This window comes from Alicyclobacillus tolerans (genome assembly GCF_048984885.1).
Classification (GTDB): Bacteria; Bacillota; Bacilli; order Alicyclobacillales; family Alicyclobacillaceae; genus Alicyclobacillus_I; species Alicyclobacillus_I tolerans.
Genome location: NZ_JBMGNK010000002.1, coordinates 1564933 through 1581361 on the forward strand (window position 1 = coordinate 1564933; position 16429 = coordinate 1581361).

Genomic DNA, 16429 nt, shown 5'->3' on the forward strand with positions numbered 1-16429 from the left:
GAACAACTGAATGGCAATCCTGCCAAATCCCAAATTCACCGACGATATACAGCATGTAGTGGAAGTTATGAAAAATGGCGACAATTGGCTGATTGTGACACATGAGCGGCCAGACGGTGATGCGATTGGCAGTGCTTTAGCCATCGCCCATATTCTTGAGCAACTGGGTAAAAAATGGACTTTCCTGACAGAGACCGTTTTGCCGCGTCGCTTTGATTATCTGGAGTTTTTTGGGAAGGCTCAACTTGCCTCCCATTTTGCAGGCGAGCGTTTTTCCCATGTAATTGCCGTTGACTGCGCAGACGAGATGCGTTTTCAAGGGTTGCATGGTTGGATTGCCAATCAGGCGACGATTGTCAATATTGACCATCACCGTACGAATCCGCGTTATGGGATGGCCAATTATGTGGATGCTGACGCCGCGGCTACTTGTGAATTGATCTTCTATTTAGCTCAACAATTGCAACAACCGATGCAGCAGTCTCTAGCTGCGGCTCTTTACACCGGAATTCTGACTGACACGGCGGGGTTTATCCAACCGAATACAACAAAAGCTGTGCACCAAATTGCCGCAGAATTATTAGCGGCAGGTGTTCAACCTTATGATATTGCTGAACCAGCGCTGGAATCGCGTTCGGCCGCACAAATGCATCTGTTGCAGATGGCGCTTGCTAATTTGACAGTCTCGCGCAATGGCCTCTATGCTGCGATTTATGTTACGCGCGGTATGTTGGATGGTGCAGGTGCAAACGATGACGATGTGGAAGGCTTGGTAGGATTTGCCCGCTCGATTGATACGGTTGAAGTGGGGATGCTCTTTCGCGAAACAGAGGAAGGTACAGTTAAAGTTTCGCTTCGTTCCAAACGGCGAGTTGATGTTTCACGAGTAGCGCAACAATTTGGCGGCGGTGGTCATGTTCGGGCAGCAGGTTGTGTGATCATGGACACGCTTGATATTGCTATGGATAAAGTGTCTGCTGCGATTGAAGCAGCGCTCGCGGAGGCTGGATTGGCATGAGTTGGGGTTTGTTGCCTGTTGACAAACCAGCTGGTATAACTTCGCATGATGTGGTCCAACGAGTACGTCGCGCTTATGGCATTCGGCGTGTAGGACATGCAGGTACGCTCGATCCGGCTGCAACGGGCGTACTTCTTTTGTGTCTGGGAGAAGCTACGCGATTGCTCGAATATATGACTGGGAGCGACAAAACTTACACGGGCACCTTGTTGCTTGGCGTTGGTACCAGCACGGATGATGCTGAAGGTCAAGTGTTGGAAATCGGTTCAACCCAGGGCCTTACCTTGCAAGAGGCAGAAAGAGCCGCCAGTTGTCTGATGGGTATCATTGATCAACAAGTACCTCGTTATTCGGCAGTGCATATAGCTGGGCAACGTGCCTATGACTTGGCCCGCTCAGGAGCTGATTTCAATCCACCTACGCGGCAAGTGCGAATTCTCGAATTTCATGTGGCGCCAGAATCAGACAACACGGGTGAAACGTGGCTTTTGCAGTTTCAAGTAACTTGCAGTGCGGGGACGTACATTCGTTCCCTGTGTAGAGATTTTGGACGGCTGCTTGGTGTCCCAGCCCACCTTCGCAGCTTGCGCCGCACGATGGCAAGTGGTATGGATATTGAAGAATGTATACCATTAGCTACTCTTTTGGGAGATGAGCAACGATTAAAATATCTTCGTCATCCGCTTGACGCGCTGAAGCACTATCAACAATTAGAGGTTTCTCTGCCAGAGGCAGAGCGTTTGGCCTGTGGCCAGAAATTGCGTTATGTGCAAGGCAATAGTCATGTTTGGACGGAAACCGTGTTTTTGACATGCGGTGGACGATTGGTTGCTAGTGCAACGCCGATTCAGGAACGAACGGGCGTGTGGATATTGAAACCGCAGAAAGTTTTTTGGAAAAGAGGTGAATAGAAATGTTGCAACGGATAGACATTGAAGGGCCGTCTTTTGCTGCTGGAGAGATTTTATCTCCCTGTGTACTGGCCATCGGCAAGTTTGACGGCGTGCATATTGGGCATCAGGCCATTCTTGCCAAAGCTCGTGCAGAGCTTGCGTCTGACTCTCGAGCAGGTCAAGTGGCAGTCTTGAGTTTTCAACCTCATCCTACATACGTGTTGACAGGGGACGAACAATATTTGCGTCTCCTTACACCATTGCCGGAAAAGACATATTGGCTCGAACAATTTGGTGTAGAACGTCTTTATTTGGCACATTTTAACCAGGTTTTTATGAATACCAGCCCAGAGGAATTCCTCGCCAACTACCTTCTTCCGCTCGGAGCGAAGAGCATAGTTGTAGGGCATGACTTTCGATTTGGCCAGGGTGGGCGAGCGACAGCTGAAGAATTAGCTAAGCTTTGTCAGCCACACAATATTCCGGTCAACGTCGTTCACCATGTAGAAGAAAATGGTATAAAGGTTTCGTCTTCTCAAATTCGCAAACATTTGCAAACTGGACGTGTGGAAGCTGCAGAAGCTTTGCTCGGACGTCCGTATGGTGTTACGGGTTTGGTGGAGACAGGGGACAAGCGAGGAAGAGAACTCGGTTTTCCAACAGCCAATATAGGGAAGCTGGACAGTTATGTTTTGCCAAAGCGCGGGGTATATGTAGTAGCGGTCGATACGGCTCCTTATGCAACATCGGGTCGACATTGGTTTGGCGTGGCCAATCTTGGCGTACGACCGACAGTCGATGGTGTGGCCGAGAAACTAGAAGTTCATCTGCTCGATTTCTCAGGGGATTTGTATGGCTCGACCTTGCGTATACAATTTCTGCGCAGAATTCGCGATGAGAAGAAATTCGCGTCACTTGCAGAGTTGGAAACACAGATTCGTGAGGACGTGCAGATAGCCAGGGAAATGCTTGGTATGGGACAAACATCGTGATCGCCCTCTTCCTGAGATTGCACGAAGTTGCTGGAGTGTGCTATATTTTGTGAGTCATTGACATTGATTTAGCTCACATGAGAATGGAACTCTGTCGCAGTTGTTCGTTTGCTCCTGACGGCAGCTTCGGCAGGAGGGATTTCGTGAGCCAACAGAGGAGAGGTTATTTTGTTAACTAATGAACAAAAGAAGCAAATTGTCGAGAAATTTCGCCTGCATGATTCAGACACAGGAAGTCCAGAAGTTCAGATTGCCATTCTTACTGAAAAAATTAATTATCTGACGGAACATTTTCGTGAACACAAGAAAGACCATCACTCCCGTCGCGGTTTGTATAAAATGATTGGTCATCGTAGAAACTTGCTGAACTATCTTCGCAAGAAAGATGTCAATCGATATCGTGAGTTGATTCAGACGCTAGGATTGCGCAGATAGATTGCAAGCGGGCTAAGGCCCGCTTGTTTTGCATGCGTCTGCATTGTTCGTTTAGCTTGTAAATCCATCGTTCAATTGCACAAAATGTAATCCTGGATAGAAATAACAACGACAGGATAGAGGAGGAAAATTGTTGTATGGTTGTGCGGCATGAGTTTATGGTCGCCGGTCGCAAGTTTGTACTGGAAACTGGCAAAATGGCCAAACAGGCAACAGCGGCTGTTGATGCCAGATATGGAGATACCATGATTCTGGCCACAGTGACGGCTTCAAAAGAGCCAAAAGATCTTGATTTTTTCCCATTGACTGTTAATTACGAGGAACGTCTTTATGCAGTCGGTAAGATTCCCGGAGGATTCATTAAACGAGAGGGTCGGCCCAGTGAGAAAGCGATACTCGCTTCACGGCTGATTGACCGCCCCATTCGTCCATTATTTCCTGAAGGTTTTCGCAATGAAGTGCAAGTGGTCGATCTCGTCATGTCAGTCGATCAAGACTGTGCCCCAGAAATCACTGCAATGATTGGTACATCAGCAGCGCTGACGATTTCAGACATTCCTTTTGATGGACCGATTGCTGGTGTGATTGTAGGGCTGATTGATGGTCAGTTTGTTCTCAATCCATCTGTTGAAGAAGCGACTCGAAGTCAAATGCATCTGGTGGTCGCGGGCACCAAAGACGCCATTGTCATGGTTGAAGCAGGTGCTGAAGAAGTACCTGAAGAGCAAATGCTTGAGGCTATTTTATTTGGACACCGACATATTCAGGCGATTATTGCTGAAATTCAGGTATTCGCTGAAAAAGTGGGCGTGAGCAAGCGCGAAGTTGTTTTGCGTCAAGCTCCTGCGGAATTGGTACAAGCTATTCGTGAAGTTCTTGGTGAACAATTGCGTCTTGCTGTACGCCATCCGGACAAGCAGACACGTGAAGAGAACATTGCCACCGTTAATACGAGTGTCAAAGAAAAACTTCTTGAGCAATATCCGGAAGACGAGGCCTGGATGGACGAAATCTTGCACGATTTGCTCAAAGAAGAAGTTCGCACAGCGATTCTTAAAGAAGGTTTGCGGCCCGATGGACGTCAGCTGGATGAAATTCGACCGATTTCTTGTGAGGTCGGAGTTTTGCCGAGAGCCCATGGAAGCGGTCTTTTTACTCGGGGGCAGACGCAGGCGTTATCGGTTTGTACACTTGGCGCCATGGGTGATGAGCAAATTTTGGATGGTTTAGAGTTAGAAGCTTCCAATCGCTATATGCATCATTACAATTTTCCTCCCTTTAGCGTGGGTGAAGCACGTCCTTTGCGCGCGCCGAGCCGCCGCGATATTGGTCATGGCGCACTTGGTGAGCGGGCTCTTGACGCTGTGATTCCATCACCTGAAGAGTTCCCTTACGCGATTCGTGTGGTCTCTGAGATATTGGAATCTAACGGATCGACCTCTCAAGCAAGCATTTGTGGCAGTACGATGGCCCTGATGGATGCGGGAGTGCCTATCAAAGCACCCGTAGCCGGGATAGCTATGGGACTTGTCAAAGAAGGTGAAGACGTAGCCATCTTGACGGACATCCAAGGTATGGAAGACCATCTTGGTGATATGGACTTTAAGGTAGCTGGGACCGAAAAAGGCGTCACTGCCTTACAAATGGATATCAAAATTGCTGGTATCAATCGCGAAATTCTAGAGCGAGCTTTACAGCAGGCGCGTGTGGGCCGTCTTTTTATACTGCAGAAAATGATGGAAGCCATTTCTAAGCCGCGTCCAGAATTATCGCAATATGCACCACGCGTGCTTTCCATGCGCATTCATCCAGATAAGATTCGTGATGTGATTGGACCTGGTGGTCGTGTGATTAACAAAATTATTGAAGAAACTGGCGTAAAAATTGATATTGAGCAAGATGGACGAATCTTTATTCACGGTATGGATGCGGAAATGGCTCATCGTGCCAAACAGACGATTGAGAATATTGCTCGCGAAGTAGAAGTCGGCCAAACCTATGTAGGCCGAGTAACCCGTGTGGAAAAATACGGTGCCTTCGTGGAAATTTTGCCTGGTAAAGAGGGACTGGTGCACATCTCTCAGTTGGATATGCAACGTGTCAACAAAGTAGAGGACGTTTGTTCAGTGGGCGATCCGCTGACTGTGAAAGTAACAGAAATTGATGCACAAGGCCGACTGAACCTCTCTCGCAAGGAAGCTTTAAAGAATGAATCGGATATGGCTTCTCTGTAATTTGTGATTCATTTTGTATCAACCTTTGTGTGAATGGAAGCATTTTTGGGCACCTTATCCTCGACAGTACTTGAAAGCAGTGGGTCTTTTCTTCCGAAAAACCGAGAGACTCACGAAAGCGAGGGATGAGAGGTGTCTTTTTTACGCGCTTCACACATCGCAGCCAGAGCTGTAGCAGCTTTATGCTGCCTGATGACTTGTATCCATCCAACAGTTCTGGCTGTTCCCACAACGACAGATGATTTTGTGCGATTGAATAAAGAGTTTGGCCAAGCACCAACAAATGCCCGCATCGATCGTGTTTGGAAAGGAATTCCCGGTCTGTCGGGTTGGCAGCTTGATATTCCAGCTTCTCAGCGGCTGACCGCTTCGGCAACTGACGGGAAGTATCACTTGCAATGGAAATCTGTTGCTCCCACGGAGCATTTGGAGAAATTGCCACCGGCTCCAGTTTACCGTGCACCTGCGACTGAAAAATCAGCTACGCTGATGATTAATGTTTCATGGGGAGAAGAGTATCTTCCATCCATGATTGAAACTTTGCATAAAGAAGGCGTGCGAGCCACTTTTTTTCTTGACGGAGCTTGGGTCAAGAAAAATCTTACTTTAGCTCGCAAATTAGTGGAAGAAGGCCAAGATATCGGTAGCCATGGGACAGGCCATCCTGATTTTCGCCAATTGAGTATGGAAAAGTTAAGCCGTCAATTGGATGTCACACATACGATACTCTATACTCAACTCGGTGTTGATAGCCGAATCATCGCTCCACCGTCAGGCAGTTATGACGAGCGACTGGTGCAATTAGCCCGGCATCGTCAAACGACGGTTATTCTTTGGACAGCCGATACTGTGGATTGGAAACATCCCCGCCCTGCTGTTATTCTCGAGCGTGTTCGTTCACAGTTGACACCAGGCATGATGATTCTCATGCATCCGACAGCGGAAACAGCACAAGCTTTGCCGCAAATCATTCATTTATTGCGCAATCAGGGATATTGTATAAAAACGGTCAGTGATGTGTTGGCTGAACGCAGAATGACTCATCCACCAAAGGTTTTGGCCAAAGAGCAGAATTAAGTGGTTTACAAAATAAAAAAATAGCAAGAGTGTGTAGAAATTTTTCTTGAGTATAGATGCGACAGTCTGATATAGTTGCGGATAGGCTTGGCACAGTTACTGCGTCAGGTTTGAGGAGGATAATCAGACTGTGAGCTACCGTCATCAACTGCCTTCAGGCGTTCGCATTGTTGGAGAAGAAATTCCATTTCTGCGATCCGTTGCGATTGGAATTTGGATAGGTACCGGATCGCGTTTTGAAAATAAGCAAAACAACGGAGTTAGCCATTTTTTAGAACACATGTTTTTTAAAGGAACAGAACGTTATTCTGCCAAAGCATTGGCAGAACTGTTTGACAATCTTGGAGGTCAGGTTAACGCCTTTACATCTAAAGAATATACGTGCTTTTACGCGCGCGTTCTTGATGACCATTTTGAAATTGCTGCAGATACACTCAGTGATATGTTGCTGCATTCTCAATTTCAAGTCGATGAAATGGACAAAGAACGCAAGGTAGTTATAGAAGAGATTCACATGTATGAGGACACACCGGATGAACTTGTGATGGATCTTTTGGCAGAAGGTATCTATGGGGAGCATCCGCTAGGTTTTACGATTCTTGGATTAGAGGAGAATCTGCGAAGTTTCTCCAGACAGGATTTGCTTTCCTATATCGAATCCAGATACCAGGGGAACGATATTGTCATCTCAGTGGCTGGCAATATTTCTGAGGCTCGAGTGATAGAAACCTTTGGCCGTCTGTTTGGCCATTATCAACCCTCGGGAACTGGTAGTCGTCAATTGGTAGAGCCGCCTTTTCGGACACCGGTCGTTGTGCGTCAAAAGGATATTGAGCAAATGCATGTCGCTTTGGCAGCCCCAGGATTGCCTGCTGGTCATCCGGATATGTACGCCTTGATTTTGATGAACAATGCGCTTGGAAGTAATCCGTCTTCTCGACTCTTTCAGGAAATTCGTGAAGAGCGAGGTATGGCGTATTCTGTTTTCTCTTATCATTCTTCCTATTTGGATTGCGGAATGTTTGGCATATATACAGGTACATCGCCTGAAAATCTTTCCGATGTGCTCCAATTGATACAAGAGTGTGTTGCGCGGTTTGCTGAAAAAGGTTTAAGCGAGGAAGAACTAAACAAAGGTAAAGCCCAACTCAAAGGTTCTATGATGTTAGGTTTGGAGAGTACAAGCAGTCGAATGAGCCGGCTTGGCAAAAATGAACTGTTGCTGCGGCGCAGTATCAGCATTGAAGAGACATTGGCTGCTATTGATGCTGTACGGACAGAAGATGTCCTTCGTGTTTCCCGACAGTTGTTGCAGCATCCATTTGCCATTTCTACAGTAGGCCCTATGTCTGAGGTGGATGTACAGGCTGCCATTCAAAACAGTGGATTGGTGAACGCATGAATTCTCAAATTGTCATTCAGTATCGCATCGTTTCACCTTACGCTAGTTCTGAATTTTTACCCAAACCACAAACAGAAGGAGCAGCAGGTGCTGATTTATACGCTTGTCTACCAGAACCGTTGCTCATCCAGCCTCAACAACGTGTCCGTATTCCAACGGGAATTGCCATTGAAATGCCGGACAATAACTGTGTTGGACTGATTTTTGCAAGAAGCGGACATGCATGGCGTTACGGACTTGGTTTGCCAAACGGAGTCGGTGTGATTGATTCCGACTATCGTGGAGAATTACAGGTACTTTTGCAAAATTTCGGCGACCAACCAGTTTCCATTCAATCGGGCGATCGCGTTGCCCAAATTGTTTTTCTTCCTATTTTTCATGCCCATTGGGTGCTTTCAGCATCACTTAGCCCTACCGAGCGTGGAAAGGGAGGTTTTGGATCCACCGGAGAATCTTAAACATAAGCCTGTTTTCATAAGCCTATCCAAAGCTGCCTAAGAACAAAGGGCGGCTTATTTTTTTTGCACTCATCCAAGTGCATGCACATAGGCTGGTATACCTGGCTTGGAGGTGTGGTCATGCTGACAGGACGGCGTTTTATCTTTGTTGGAGGCGATTTGCGCCAGTTGGAAGTGATTCAGCAGGTTGTTGATAATGACGCCACAGTAACTTTGGTCGGTTTTGAATTGTGCAACCGAACTTTTACCGACACCACCCATGCTGATTTGACGGTCGAAACGTTTGCGGGTGCCGATGCGCTTGTTTTGCCTGTAGCTGGAATGGCAGAGGATGGCTCAGTACAGACGCGTTTCTCTCGCGAACCACTGATTTTGAATGAACATCATTTTGCAGCTCTTAAACCAGGAGCCAAGGTATTTACCGGGATCGCGCGCAATCGTTTGGAAAGTATTTGTTCGGAGTATGGGCTTTGCTTAGTTAAATTGATGGAACAAGATGAAGTGGCTATTTTGAATTCGATTCCCACAGCAGAAGGCGCGATTGCTCTGGCTATGGAGAAGACGGAAGTCACCATCCACGATTCTAACGTAGTTGTGCTTGGTTTTGGCAGGTGTGGAAAAACATTGTCAAGGACGCTTCACGCTTTAGGGGCGCATGTGCGAGTGGTTGCTAAACCACTACCGGAGTTAGCACGAATACGTGAAATGGGTATGCAGGATGTTCCTTTTGAGCGCTTGCTGGAAGCTGTGCAAGATGCAGATATTGTCTTTAATACCATTCCCGCATTGGTTTTACCGGCAGCTATTTTAAAAGAAATGCGTTTAGACGCGGTCATTATTGATATTGCTTCCGCACCAGGCGGTACGGATTTTCGTTATGCAGAGCGGCGCGGTATGACAGCGATTCTGGCCCCCTCCCTGCCGGGCATTGTGGCCCCAAAGACGGCCGGCAAGATTATAGCTGAGAGCATCTGTCGCTTGATGAACGTCAAGGATGCGGAACCAGAGGTACATGAGAAAGGATAATTTTGTGAAAAGGGACGTGAAGTCATTGACATTAGAAGGAAAGACTATAGGTTTTGGCGTCACGGGCAGCCATTGTACTTACGAAGAAGTCTATCCTATTATAGAACAATTAGTAGAAACAAAAGTTACAGTGGTGCCTGTTTTTTCGCATTCGGTTCAAACTGTTTCCACACGTTTTGGGGAAGCAGGTGAATGGGCGGCAAAGATAGAGCGTCTTACCGGTCAGAAGGCTATTACGAGCATACCAGAAGCAGAACCTTTGGGTCCACAAAAACGCTTGGATGCTTTTGTGATTGCGCCTTGCACAGGCAGTTCTCTCTCTCGCTTAGCGGCAGCAAATACCGATTCTCCCGTTTTGATGGCTGCAAAATCAACCTTTCGAAATGATCGTCCAGTGATATTAGCCATTTCAACCAATGATGGGCTTGGATTAAATCTATATAATGTAGCAAAATTGATGAATACGAAGAATATTTTCTTTGTTCCCTTCGGACAGGATGCTCCACATGTTAAAATGAATTCACTTGTGGCCGATATGACCCAATTGCCCGAGACCATTGAATGGGCATTGCAAAAACGCCAATTGCAACCAGTCCTGATTGAACGTTGGCAAAATGAACGCAAGCCAACTTGGCAGGAGACTGCAAATCATAGTGAATAGGGGATAGAGACGGGTGAACCATCCAGTTCGTGTGGCGATTCTTGGTGCTACGGGCGCCGTAGGCCGAAAGATGATAGAAGTTTTGGAACAGCGAAATTTTCCGTTGTCTGAACTGCGATTGTTAGCATCACCGAGATCGGCCGGACAAACGCTGTCCTATGCTGGCGAGAAACTGCAAGTAGAAGCTGTTCAAGAAGACTCCTTTGAAGGAGTGGATATTGCTCTTTTTAGTGCGGGGGCAAATACATCCAAGCAGTACGCTCCACTCGCTGTTCGCAGTCATGCGGTTGTGGTGGACAATAGCAGTGCTTATCGAATGGAGGAAGACGTTCCCTTGGTTGTGCCTGAAGTGAATCCTCATGCACTGAGCCGCCACAAGGGGATCATTGCTAATCCTAACTGTTCGACCATTCAATTGGTAGTCGTTTTGCATGCATTGCGTTCGCTCGGATTAGAGGAAGTGGTTATCTCTACTTATCAAGCTGTCAGTGGCATGGGGCAAACAGCGATTGATGCGCTTCATCGAGAACTCGAAAGTGGTTTTGCTGCTAAAGAGAGTACGCTTTTTCCGATGGCATCTGCACCCTTCTATGTACCTATGGCGTTTAACGTTTTGCCGCAATGCGATGTCTTTTTAGAGAATGGCTATACAAAAGAAGAAATGAAACTGGTCCAGGAAAGCAGAAAAATTCTTGAACAGCCAACCTTGCGTGTAGCGCCTACGGCTGTGCGAGTACCTGTAGTATATGGACACTCAGAGTCAGTTCGCGCGACTTTTGCGCGACCAGTTTCTGTCGAAGAAGTGCGTATGCTGCTAGCTCAGGCTGAAGGTGTCAGTTTAGCGGATCGTCCAGAAGAAGGTATCTGGCCACATCCGCGCATGGTAGAAGGGAGCGGCCAAACCTTTGTAGGCAGAATACGTTCTGATTTATTTGATGAACGAAGTGTACAGTTCTTCATAGTCGCTGATAACTTGTTAAAGGGAGCCGCTTATAATGCGGTACAAATCGCGGAAGAACTGGTTAAAAACGATTGGCTCGGCAAGGAGCATTGAACGGCTTTGTCAGGAGTGGATGAGAGTGAAAATCCTCGTACAAAAATTTGGCGGTACATCGGTTGCCACCAGTGAAATGCGCAATTATGCTGCCAATCATATAGAGAGAGCACTCAGTGATGGCTATCGAGTAGTGGTGGTTGTTTCTGCCATGGGTCGACGTGGGGAGCCGTATGCCACTGACACATTGCTTTCCATGTTTGAGAATGCTTCCAGCGTTTCACCCCGTGATATGGATATCATTATGTCTTGTGGAGAAGCCATATCTGCAGTGGTCTTTTCCAGCTTATTGCGCAGCCGGGGACATGAAGTAACGGTGATGAACGGGGCGCAGGCTGGAATTATCACTACCAAAGATTTTACGAATGCGCGGGTTTTAGAAGTGAATCCGACACGAATCCTGCATGAATTGGGGCAGAATCGTATAGTGGTGGTCATGGGATTCCAGGGTGTGACTCCTGAAGGAGATATCACTACGCTCGGGCGCGGGGGAAGTGATACGACTGCGACAGCACTGGGTGTGGCACTCGATGCTGAGTATGTTGATATTTTTACAGATGTAGAAGGTATAATGACGGCAGATCCACGGATTGTTACCAATGCCAAACGCATTCGCCAGGTGACCTATTCTGAAATTTGTAATCTGGCCTATCAGGGTGCGAAGGTAATTCATCCGCGCGCAGTGGAAATTGCCATGCAAAAGAACATCCCCATCCGAGTTCGCAGTACCGCTTTAGAGGATGAGGGAACATTGGTGACAAGCCATGTCTCTTTTTTGGAAACCCATGTCGTCCATGATCAATTGATTACTGGAGTTACGCAAACCACTCACGTTACGCGTTTGTTAATTCCAGCATCAGGAAAAGACGGCGCTAGAGTTTTTCGTATCATGGCTGAGCACAACATATCAGTTGATTTCATTTCTGTGCAGGAAGGTAAAGTAGCGTATACCGTACCTAATACGAAAGCAGATCTAGCTGTTCGTTTGTTAAATGAATCTGGTTATTCCGTGGAAGTTCTTTCCGATTGTGCTAAAGTTTCTTGTGTAGGAGCTGCTATTGCTGGAACTCCAGGTGTCATGGCTCGAATATATACAGCTTTGGCGGAAGAAAATGTAGAAATTCTGCAATTTGCTGATTCACATACAACCATGTGGTGTTTGGTTCGGATGGACCAAATGGAAACCGCAGTTCGCGCGTTACATCGAGAGTTTTGTCTTGAGGAACTGGTACAACAGAATGTTTCGAGGTGACTTCCTTTGAATTTTGGACGGCTTATTACGGCGATGGCTACTCCGTTTGAAGATGATGGAGAGCAAATTGATAGGCATCGTCTCTCTATTTTAATCGAACATCTGCTTTCATCAGGAACTACCACGATTATTGTCGCTGGAACAACAGGTGAATCTCCCACGCTGAGTCACCAGGAAAAGCTTACTCTTCTTGAATGGACGATGGAAATCGTAAACCATCGTGTGCCGGTGATGTTAGGTGCAGGTACGAATGATACCAAATCAAGCGTAGCATTAGCGCGAGAAGCTGAATCCATGGGTGCAGATGGTGTACTGCTTGTTGCACCGTATTACAATCGTCCTAATCAGGAAGGGTTGTATGCGCATTTTGCAACAATTGCTGATGCTATCCAAATTCCCATCATGCTCTATAATGTACCAACCCGGACTTCAAGCAATATTGAACCTGATACTGTTTTGAAATTAGCACAAATACCTCACGTATTTGCCCTAAAAGAAGCAACATCCGATATGTCGCAAATTTTAAGGATTGCTGCTGATAAACCAGACGATTTCTACCTATACTCCGGTGATGACAAATTGACACTGCCTATTCTGTCTGTTGGCGGATATGGGGTTGTCAGTGTAGCTTCTCATTTGGTTGGTCGAGAAATGACTCAAATTATAGAAGCATATGTAGCAGGAAACATCCAAGAAGCTGCAAGATGGTCGGGTATGCTATTGTCGCTGTTTGAAGCATTATTTATGAGTACAAGTCCAGGGCCATTGAAATGGTCTCTGGAGGCTATAGGCGTCCCGGTAGGTTCAACGCGTTTGCCAGTAACAATGCCGCCTGCCCAGGTGTGCGAACGATTAAGAAAAGAACTGCTAAGGCTTGATTACCTTCAAAGTATCTAATATTGAATTGTTTCACTGCTTCACGAGAAACACTAGTGATGTTTATCAATCGTTCAGTTAAAAAACCAGCGTCCATGGATGGAGACTGCAGAGTTTCCACCATCGTATGCTGGTTTTTTCATCTTTAGTTTTCAAGAGGCGAGTTGTATCCCCACAAAGAGCAGGGTATAATAGAAGTACAGTGACTGGTGCGGCTTTGCAGTTCAAAGAACCTATCTTCGTTCCGTGGGCGGATTCTGCAGATTGCGGAATGGGAATGAGTTCGGAGAAATGAGACTGTACGGCAATCGTATAACAAAGCTGTTCGTCTACGGTATGATGATGGGATTTTTTGGTTTTTTTTCATGATTTATGGTAAATTTAATGTCGCACATTTAAGTTACGTCTATTTAATTTTGTATTTTTGAAATATTCATATATATTCCGGAGGTGTTTTTGTGCCAAAAAGTAAATCGAGATTAGCGATTGTTCCGCTCGGCGGAGTCGGAGAAATCGGAAAGAACATGACCTTGTATTGGTATGGCAATGACATGATTGTAGTAGACGCAGGATTAAAATTTCCAGAGGAAGAAATGCTCGGAGTAGATATTGTCATTCCTGATATTACTTTTCTGGTTGAAAATAAAGAAAAGGTTCGTGGGATTTTTGTAACGCATGGACATGAAGATCATATCGGTGGATTGCCCTATATTCTTAAAACGCTCAACGTTCCTGTTTATGGTACACGATTGACCCTTGGCTTAATTGAAAACAAATTAAAAGAACACAATTTGCTGGATACCGTCAAAATGCATATCATTGGGGACAACCAACAAATTCAGGCAGGCGTATTTTCAGTAGAGTATTTTTATGTTAACCATTCGATACCCGATACAGTTGGTTTTGCAATTCATACACCAGAGGGTTTGGTAGTGCATACAGGTGACTTTAAATTCGATCAAACTCCAGTGGACGGACGTCAGGCTGATTTGCAAAAATTAGCTGGTTATGGAAGTCAGGGAGTTTTGGCATTGGTTGCTGACAGTACAAATGCTGAGCGTCCAGGTTTTACTCCCTCAGAGAAATCGGTGGGCAAAACAATTGATCATTTGGTTGCTCAAGCGCCAGGACGTATCATTTTGTCCACTTTCGCTTCCAACATTCATCGGGTACAGCAGGTTATTACGGCAGCAGAGCGATACGGGAGAAAAGTCGCTATTGTAGGTCGCAGTATGGTTAATAATATTCAAACTTCCATTCAACTGGGCTATTTGAATGTTCTGCCAAGCACATTAATCGACGTCGATGAGATTGGCAGGATGGATCCGGACAAGGTGTTAATTCTTTCTACTGGGAGTCAAGGGGAACCGATGTCAGCATTGACTCGGATGGCTCGTTCTGCGCATCGAAAAGTAGAAATCATGCCGGGAGATACGGTGATTTTGGCTTCGCATCCGATTCCCGGTAACGAAAAATTTATTTCTCGTACAATAGATCAATTATTTAAAGCGGGGGCAAACGTTATTTATCAAGGCGTTCACGTTTCCGGTCACGGTAGCCAAGAAGAATTAAAATTGATGATTAATCTGACACGTCCTAAATATTTTTTGCCAGTGCATGGTGAATTTCGTATGCAGCGCACGCACGCTAATTTAGCTATTGATTTGGGTGTCGATCCGGACAATATCTTTATCACCGAGTTGGGTGATGTGGTCGAATTCGAGGGAGATAGGGCACGTTTTGGCGGCAAGGTACCTGCAGGTACGGTCATGATTGATGGTCTTGGTGTTGGTGATGTGGGGAATATTGTGCTGCGTGATAGAAAGTTGCTTTCCCAAGACGGTATTCTGGTTGTGGTTGTGACTCTTTCAAAAACTTCCGGTACGATTCTCTCTGGTCCGGATATTATTTCGCGTGGATTTGTTTATGTTCGCGAATCAGAAGCGTTATTGGATGAGGCAACCAAATTGGTTGAATCGACACTCGTTCGTATGGTTTCAGATAATATCAGCGAGTGGTCTTCATTAAAAACAGCTGTTCGAGATACACTGGGTAGATATCTATATGAGCAAACGCGCCGTCGTCCCATGATTTTGCCTATTATCATGGAAGCGTGAGTGTTACAACATAAAGCATTGAAATCATTGTCGGGCTGTCCACTCTGCCTATGCTTCCCTGAAGCCACAAGGTCAAACCTTTAACAGAAGGGGCGAGCAGTCGAGGGCAGCCCTTCTTATGTTTTTTTAGAGAACTCCATTAATCGTTCTTGAGTAATCTGAATGGCTAAAGCGTCATCCAGATAACCGATAGGAAACATAAAATCTGGAATCGCATCTGTCGCGAGTACAAAATAGAGCAACCCACTTCCTAAAATCATTTTTTCTTTTTCAGAAATTTCCCCGTGAATATAACGCTCATACATATTATCCAATTCATCGATAAACGGTCCTGTTCCAAAAATTTGCTGTCTCTTTTCTGGGAATTTTTCTTCAATCAGTAATTTTCCTTCACTGGTCTTGGCGTATCCATCGTATTTCAATAGTTCATCCATAATGGATTGCCTGTTCAAGGTAACGGATGAATATCCAGTATAGTCAATTATATCCTTAAAATAACTATGAAGTGATAAGTGATCGTTTTTCTCGACGTGATCGGCTACTTTTAATCCTGCTGCTTGATAAAGCAGAGTTGGATGGACGGATAAATGCTCAGCAATTTTCTCCAAATATTCCGGATTAATTCGTTGTTTACCGAGCAACATCTTTGAAATCGTTGCAACGTGAATTCCAGTAAGAGCAGCCAACTGACGCATGGACATGGAATGTTGCCGCAGCAGAGACTTAACAGTTTGCTCTAAGTTTGCGGCCGTTTTTTCCACCACTTTACTACCTCCACATCATGAATTTTTACTAATCCATACGGATTTATTTCGTGTTTCGATTTCCTCTACAACATCGGCACATTTGCAACAGCCTCTGTATAGAATATGTCGTCACCGGTTGAAGTAGTGTAGATATTTGAGAAATTTGTCACTCAAACCTTCTGCTAGCT

General features: G+C 45.8%; 15 protein-coding genes. 14 read left to right on the forward strand and 1 reads right to left on the reverse strand.

Annotated features, from left to right (window positions below; translation table 11 throughout):
• Positions 1-10: 10 nt before the first annotated feature.
• The 14 genes from ACOJUR_RS07710 to ACOJUR_RS07775 all read left to right on the forward strand — a co-directional run bounded on the left by ACOJUR_RS07710 (position 11) and on the right by ACOJUR_RS07775 (position 15495).
• The gene (locus tag ACOJUR_RS07710; protein ID WP_420949648.1) at positions 11-1018 is read left to right on the forward strand and encodes a DHH family phosphoesterase; all 1008 of its coding nucleotides are present in this window, start codon (positions 11-13) and stop codon (positions 1016-1018) included.
• Positions 1015-1929 carry a tRNA pseudouridine(55) synthase TruB gene (gene truB / locus ACOJUR_RS07715; protein ID WP_072874085.1) on the forward strand — a complete coding sequence of 305 codons (915 nt, stop codon included), beginning with the start codon at positions 1015-1017 and terminating at the stop codon, positions 1927-1929. Before ACOJUR_RS07710 ends, truB begins: the two co-directional genes overlap by 4 nt.
• 2 nt (positions 1930-1931) lie before the next feature.
• On the forward strand, positions 1932-2903 hold the full coding sequence (locus ACOJUR_RS07720) for a bifunctional riboflavin kinase/FAD synthetase (protein WP_072874084.1): 972 nt from the start codon (positions 1932-1934) through the stop codon (positions 2901-2903).
• A 165-nt stretch (positions 2904-3068) separates the two neighbouring features.
• A complete protein-coding gene (gene rpsO / locus ACOJUR_RS07725) occupies positions 3069-3338 on the forward strand; it encodes a 30S ribosomal protein S15 (RefSeq protein WP_072874083.1) in 270 nt (89 codons plus the stop codon).
• A gap of 137 nt (positions 3339-3475) precedes the next feature.
• A complete protein-coding gene (gene pnp / locus ACOJUR_RS07730) occupies positions 3476-5572 on the forward strand; it encodes a polyribonucleotide nucleotidyltransferase (RefSeq protein WP_072874082.1) in 2097 nt (698 codons plus the stop codon).
• A 132-nt stretch (positions 5573-5704) separates the two neighbouring features.
• Entirely contained in the window at positions 5705-6649 is a 945-nt protein-coding gene (locus ACOJUR_RS07735; RefSeq protein ID WP_083574198.1) for a polysaccharide deacetylase family protein, read from the forward strand.
• A 130-nt stretch (positions 6650-6779) separates the two neighbouring features.
• The gene (locus ACOJUR_RS07740; RefSeq protein WP_420949649.1) at positions 6780-8051 is read left to right on the forward strand and encodes a M16 family metallopeptidase; all 1272 of its coding nucleotides are present in this window, start codon (positions 6780-6782) and stop codon (positions 8049-8051) included.
• Positions 8048-8509, forward strand: coding sequence for a dUTP diphosphatase (gene dut / locus ACOJUR_RS07745; RefSeq protein WP_203114302.1), 462 nt, complete (start codon positions 8048-8050; stop codon positions 8507-8509). The genes ACOJUR_RS07740 and dut overlap by 4 nt, the downstream gene beginning before the upstream one ends.
• Positions 8510-8629: 120 nt before the next feature.
• Positions 8630-9535 (forward strand): dipicolinate synthase subunit DpsA, encoded by a 906-nt coding sequence (gene dpsA / locus ACOJUR_RS07750; RefSeq protein WP_072874080.1) that lies wholly within the window; start codon positions 8630-8632, stop codon positions 9533-9535.
• A gap of 25 nt (positions 9536-9560) precedes the next feature.
• A complete protein-coding gene (locus ACOJUR_RS07755) occupies positions 9561-10196 on the forward strand; it encodes a dipicolinate synthase subunit B (RefSeq protein WP_238413744.1) in 636 nt (211 codons plus the stop codon).
• 13 nt (positions 10197-10209) lie between these two features.
• On the forward strand, positions 10210-11250 hold the full coding sequence (locus ACOJUR_RS07760) for an aspartate-semialdehyde dehydrogenase (protein ID WP_420949650.1): 1041 nt from the start codon (positions 10210-10212) through the stop codon (positions 11248-11250).
• A gap of 25 nt (positions 11251-11275) precedes the next feature.
• A complete protein-coding gene (gene dapG, locus ACOJUR_RS07765; protein ID WP_420950523.1) occupies positions 11276-12502 on the forward strand; it encodes an aspartate kinase in 1227 nt (408 codons plus the stop codon).
• Between the two features lie 6 nt (positions 12503-12508).
• Entirely contained in the window at positions 12509-13399 is an 891-nt protein-coding gene (dapA, locus tag ACOJUR_RS07770) for a 4-hydroxy-tetrahydrodipicolinate synthase (protein WP_420949651.1), read from the forward strand.
• A gap of 437 nt (positions 13400-13836) precedes the next feature.
• A complete protein-coding gene (locus ACOJUR_RS07775; protein WP_420949652.1) occupies positions 13837-15495 on the forward strand; it encodes a ribonuclease J in 1659 nt (552 codons plus the stop codon).
• A 116-nt stretch (positions 15496-15611) separates the two neighbouring features.
• Here the strand turns inward: ACOJUR_RS07775 and ACOJUR_RS07780 are convergent, their stop codons facing one another.
• Complete coding sequence (locus ACOJUR_RS07780) at positions 15612-16259, reverse strand: helix-turn-helix domain-containing protein (RefSeq protein WP_238413465.1); 648 nt, start codon at positions 16257-16259, stop codon at positions 15612-15614.
• Positions 16260-16429 lie beyond the last annotated feature (170 nt).

What these genes read in the sequence shown, in the direction of transcription:
- ACOJUR_RS07710 (WP_420949648.1), top strand. Translation starts at nt 11, where the DNA reads ATGGCAATCCTGCCAAATCCCAAATTCACCGACGATATACAGCATGTA.
- truB (WP_072874085.1), top strand. Translation starts at nt 1,015, where the DNA reads ATGAGTTGGGGTTTGTTGCCTGTTGACAAACCAGCTGGTATAACTTCG.
- ACOJUR_RS07720 (WP_072874084.1), top strand. Translation starts at nt 1,932, where the DNA reads ATGTTGCAACGGATAGACATTGAAGGGCCGTCTTTTGCTGCTGGAGAG.
- pnp (WP_072874082.1), top strand. Translation starts at nt 3,476, where the DNA reads ATGGTTGTGCGGCATGAGTTTATGGTCGCCGGTCGCAAGTTTGTACTG.
- dut (WP_203114302.1), top strand. Translation starts at nt 8,048, where the DNA reads ATGAATTCTCAAATTGTCATTCAGTATCGCATCGTTTCACCTTACGCT.
- dpsA (WP_072874080.1), top strand. Translation starts at nt 8,630, where the DNA reads ATGCTGACAGGACGGCGTTTTATCTTTGTTGGAGGCGATTTGCGCCAG.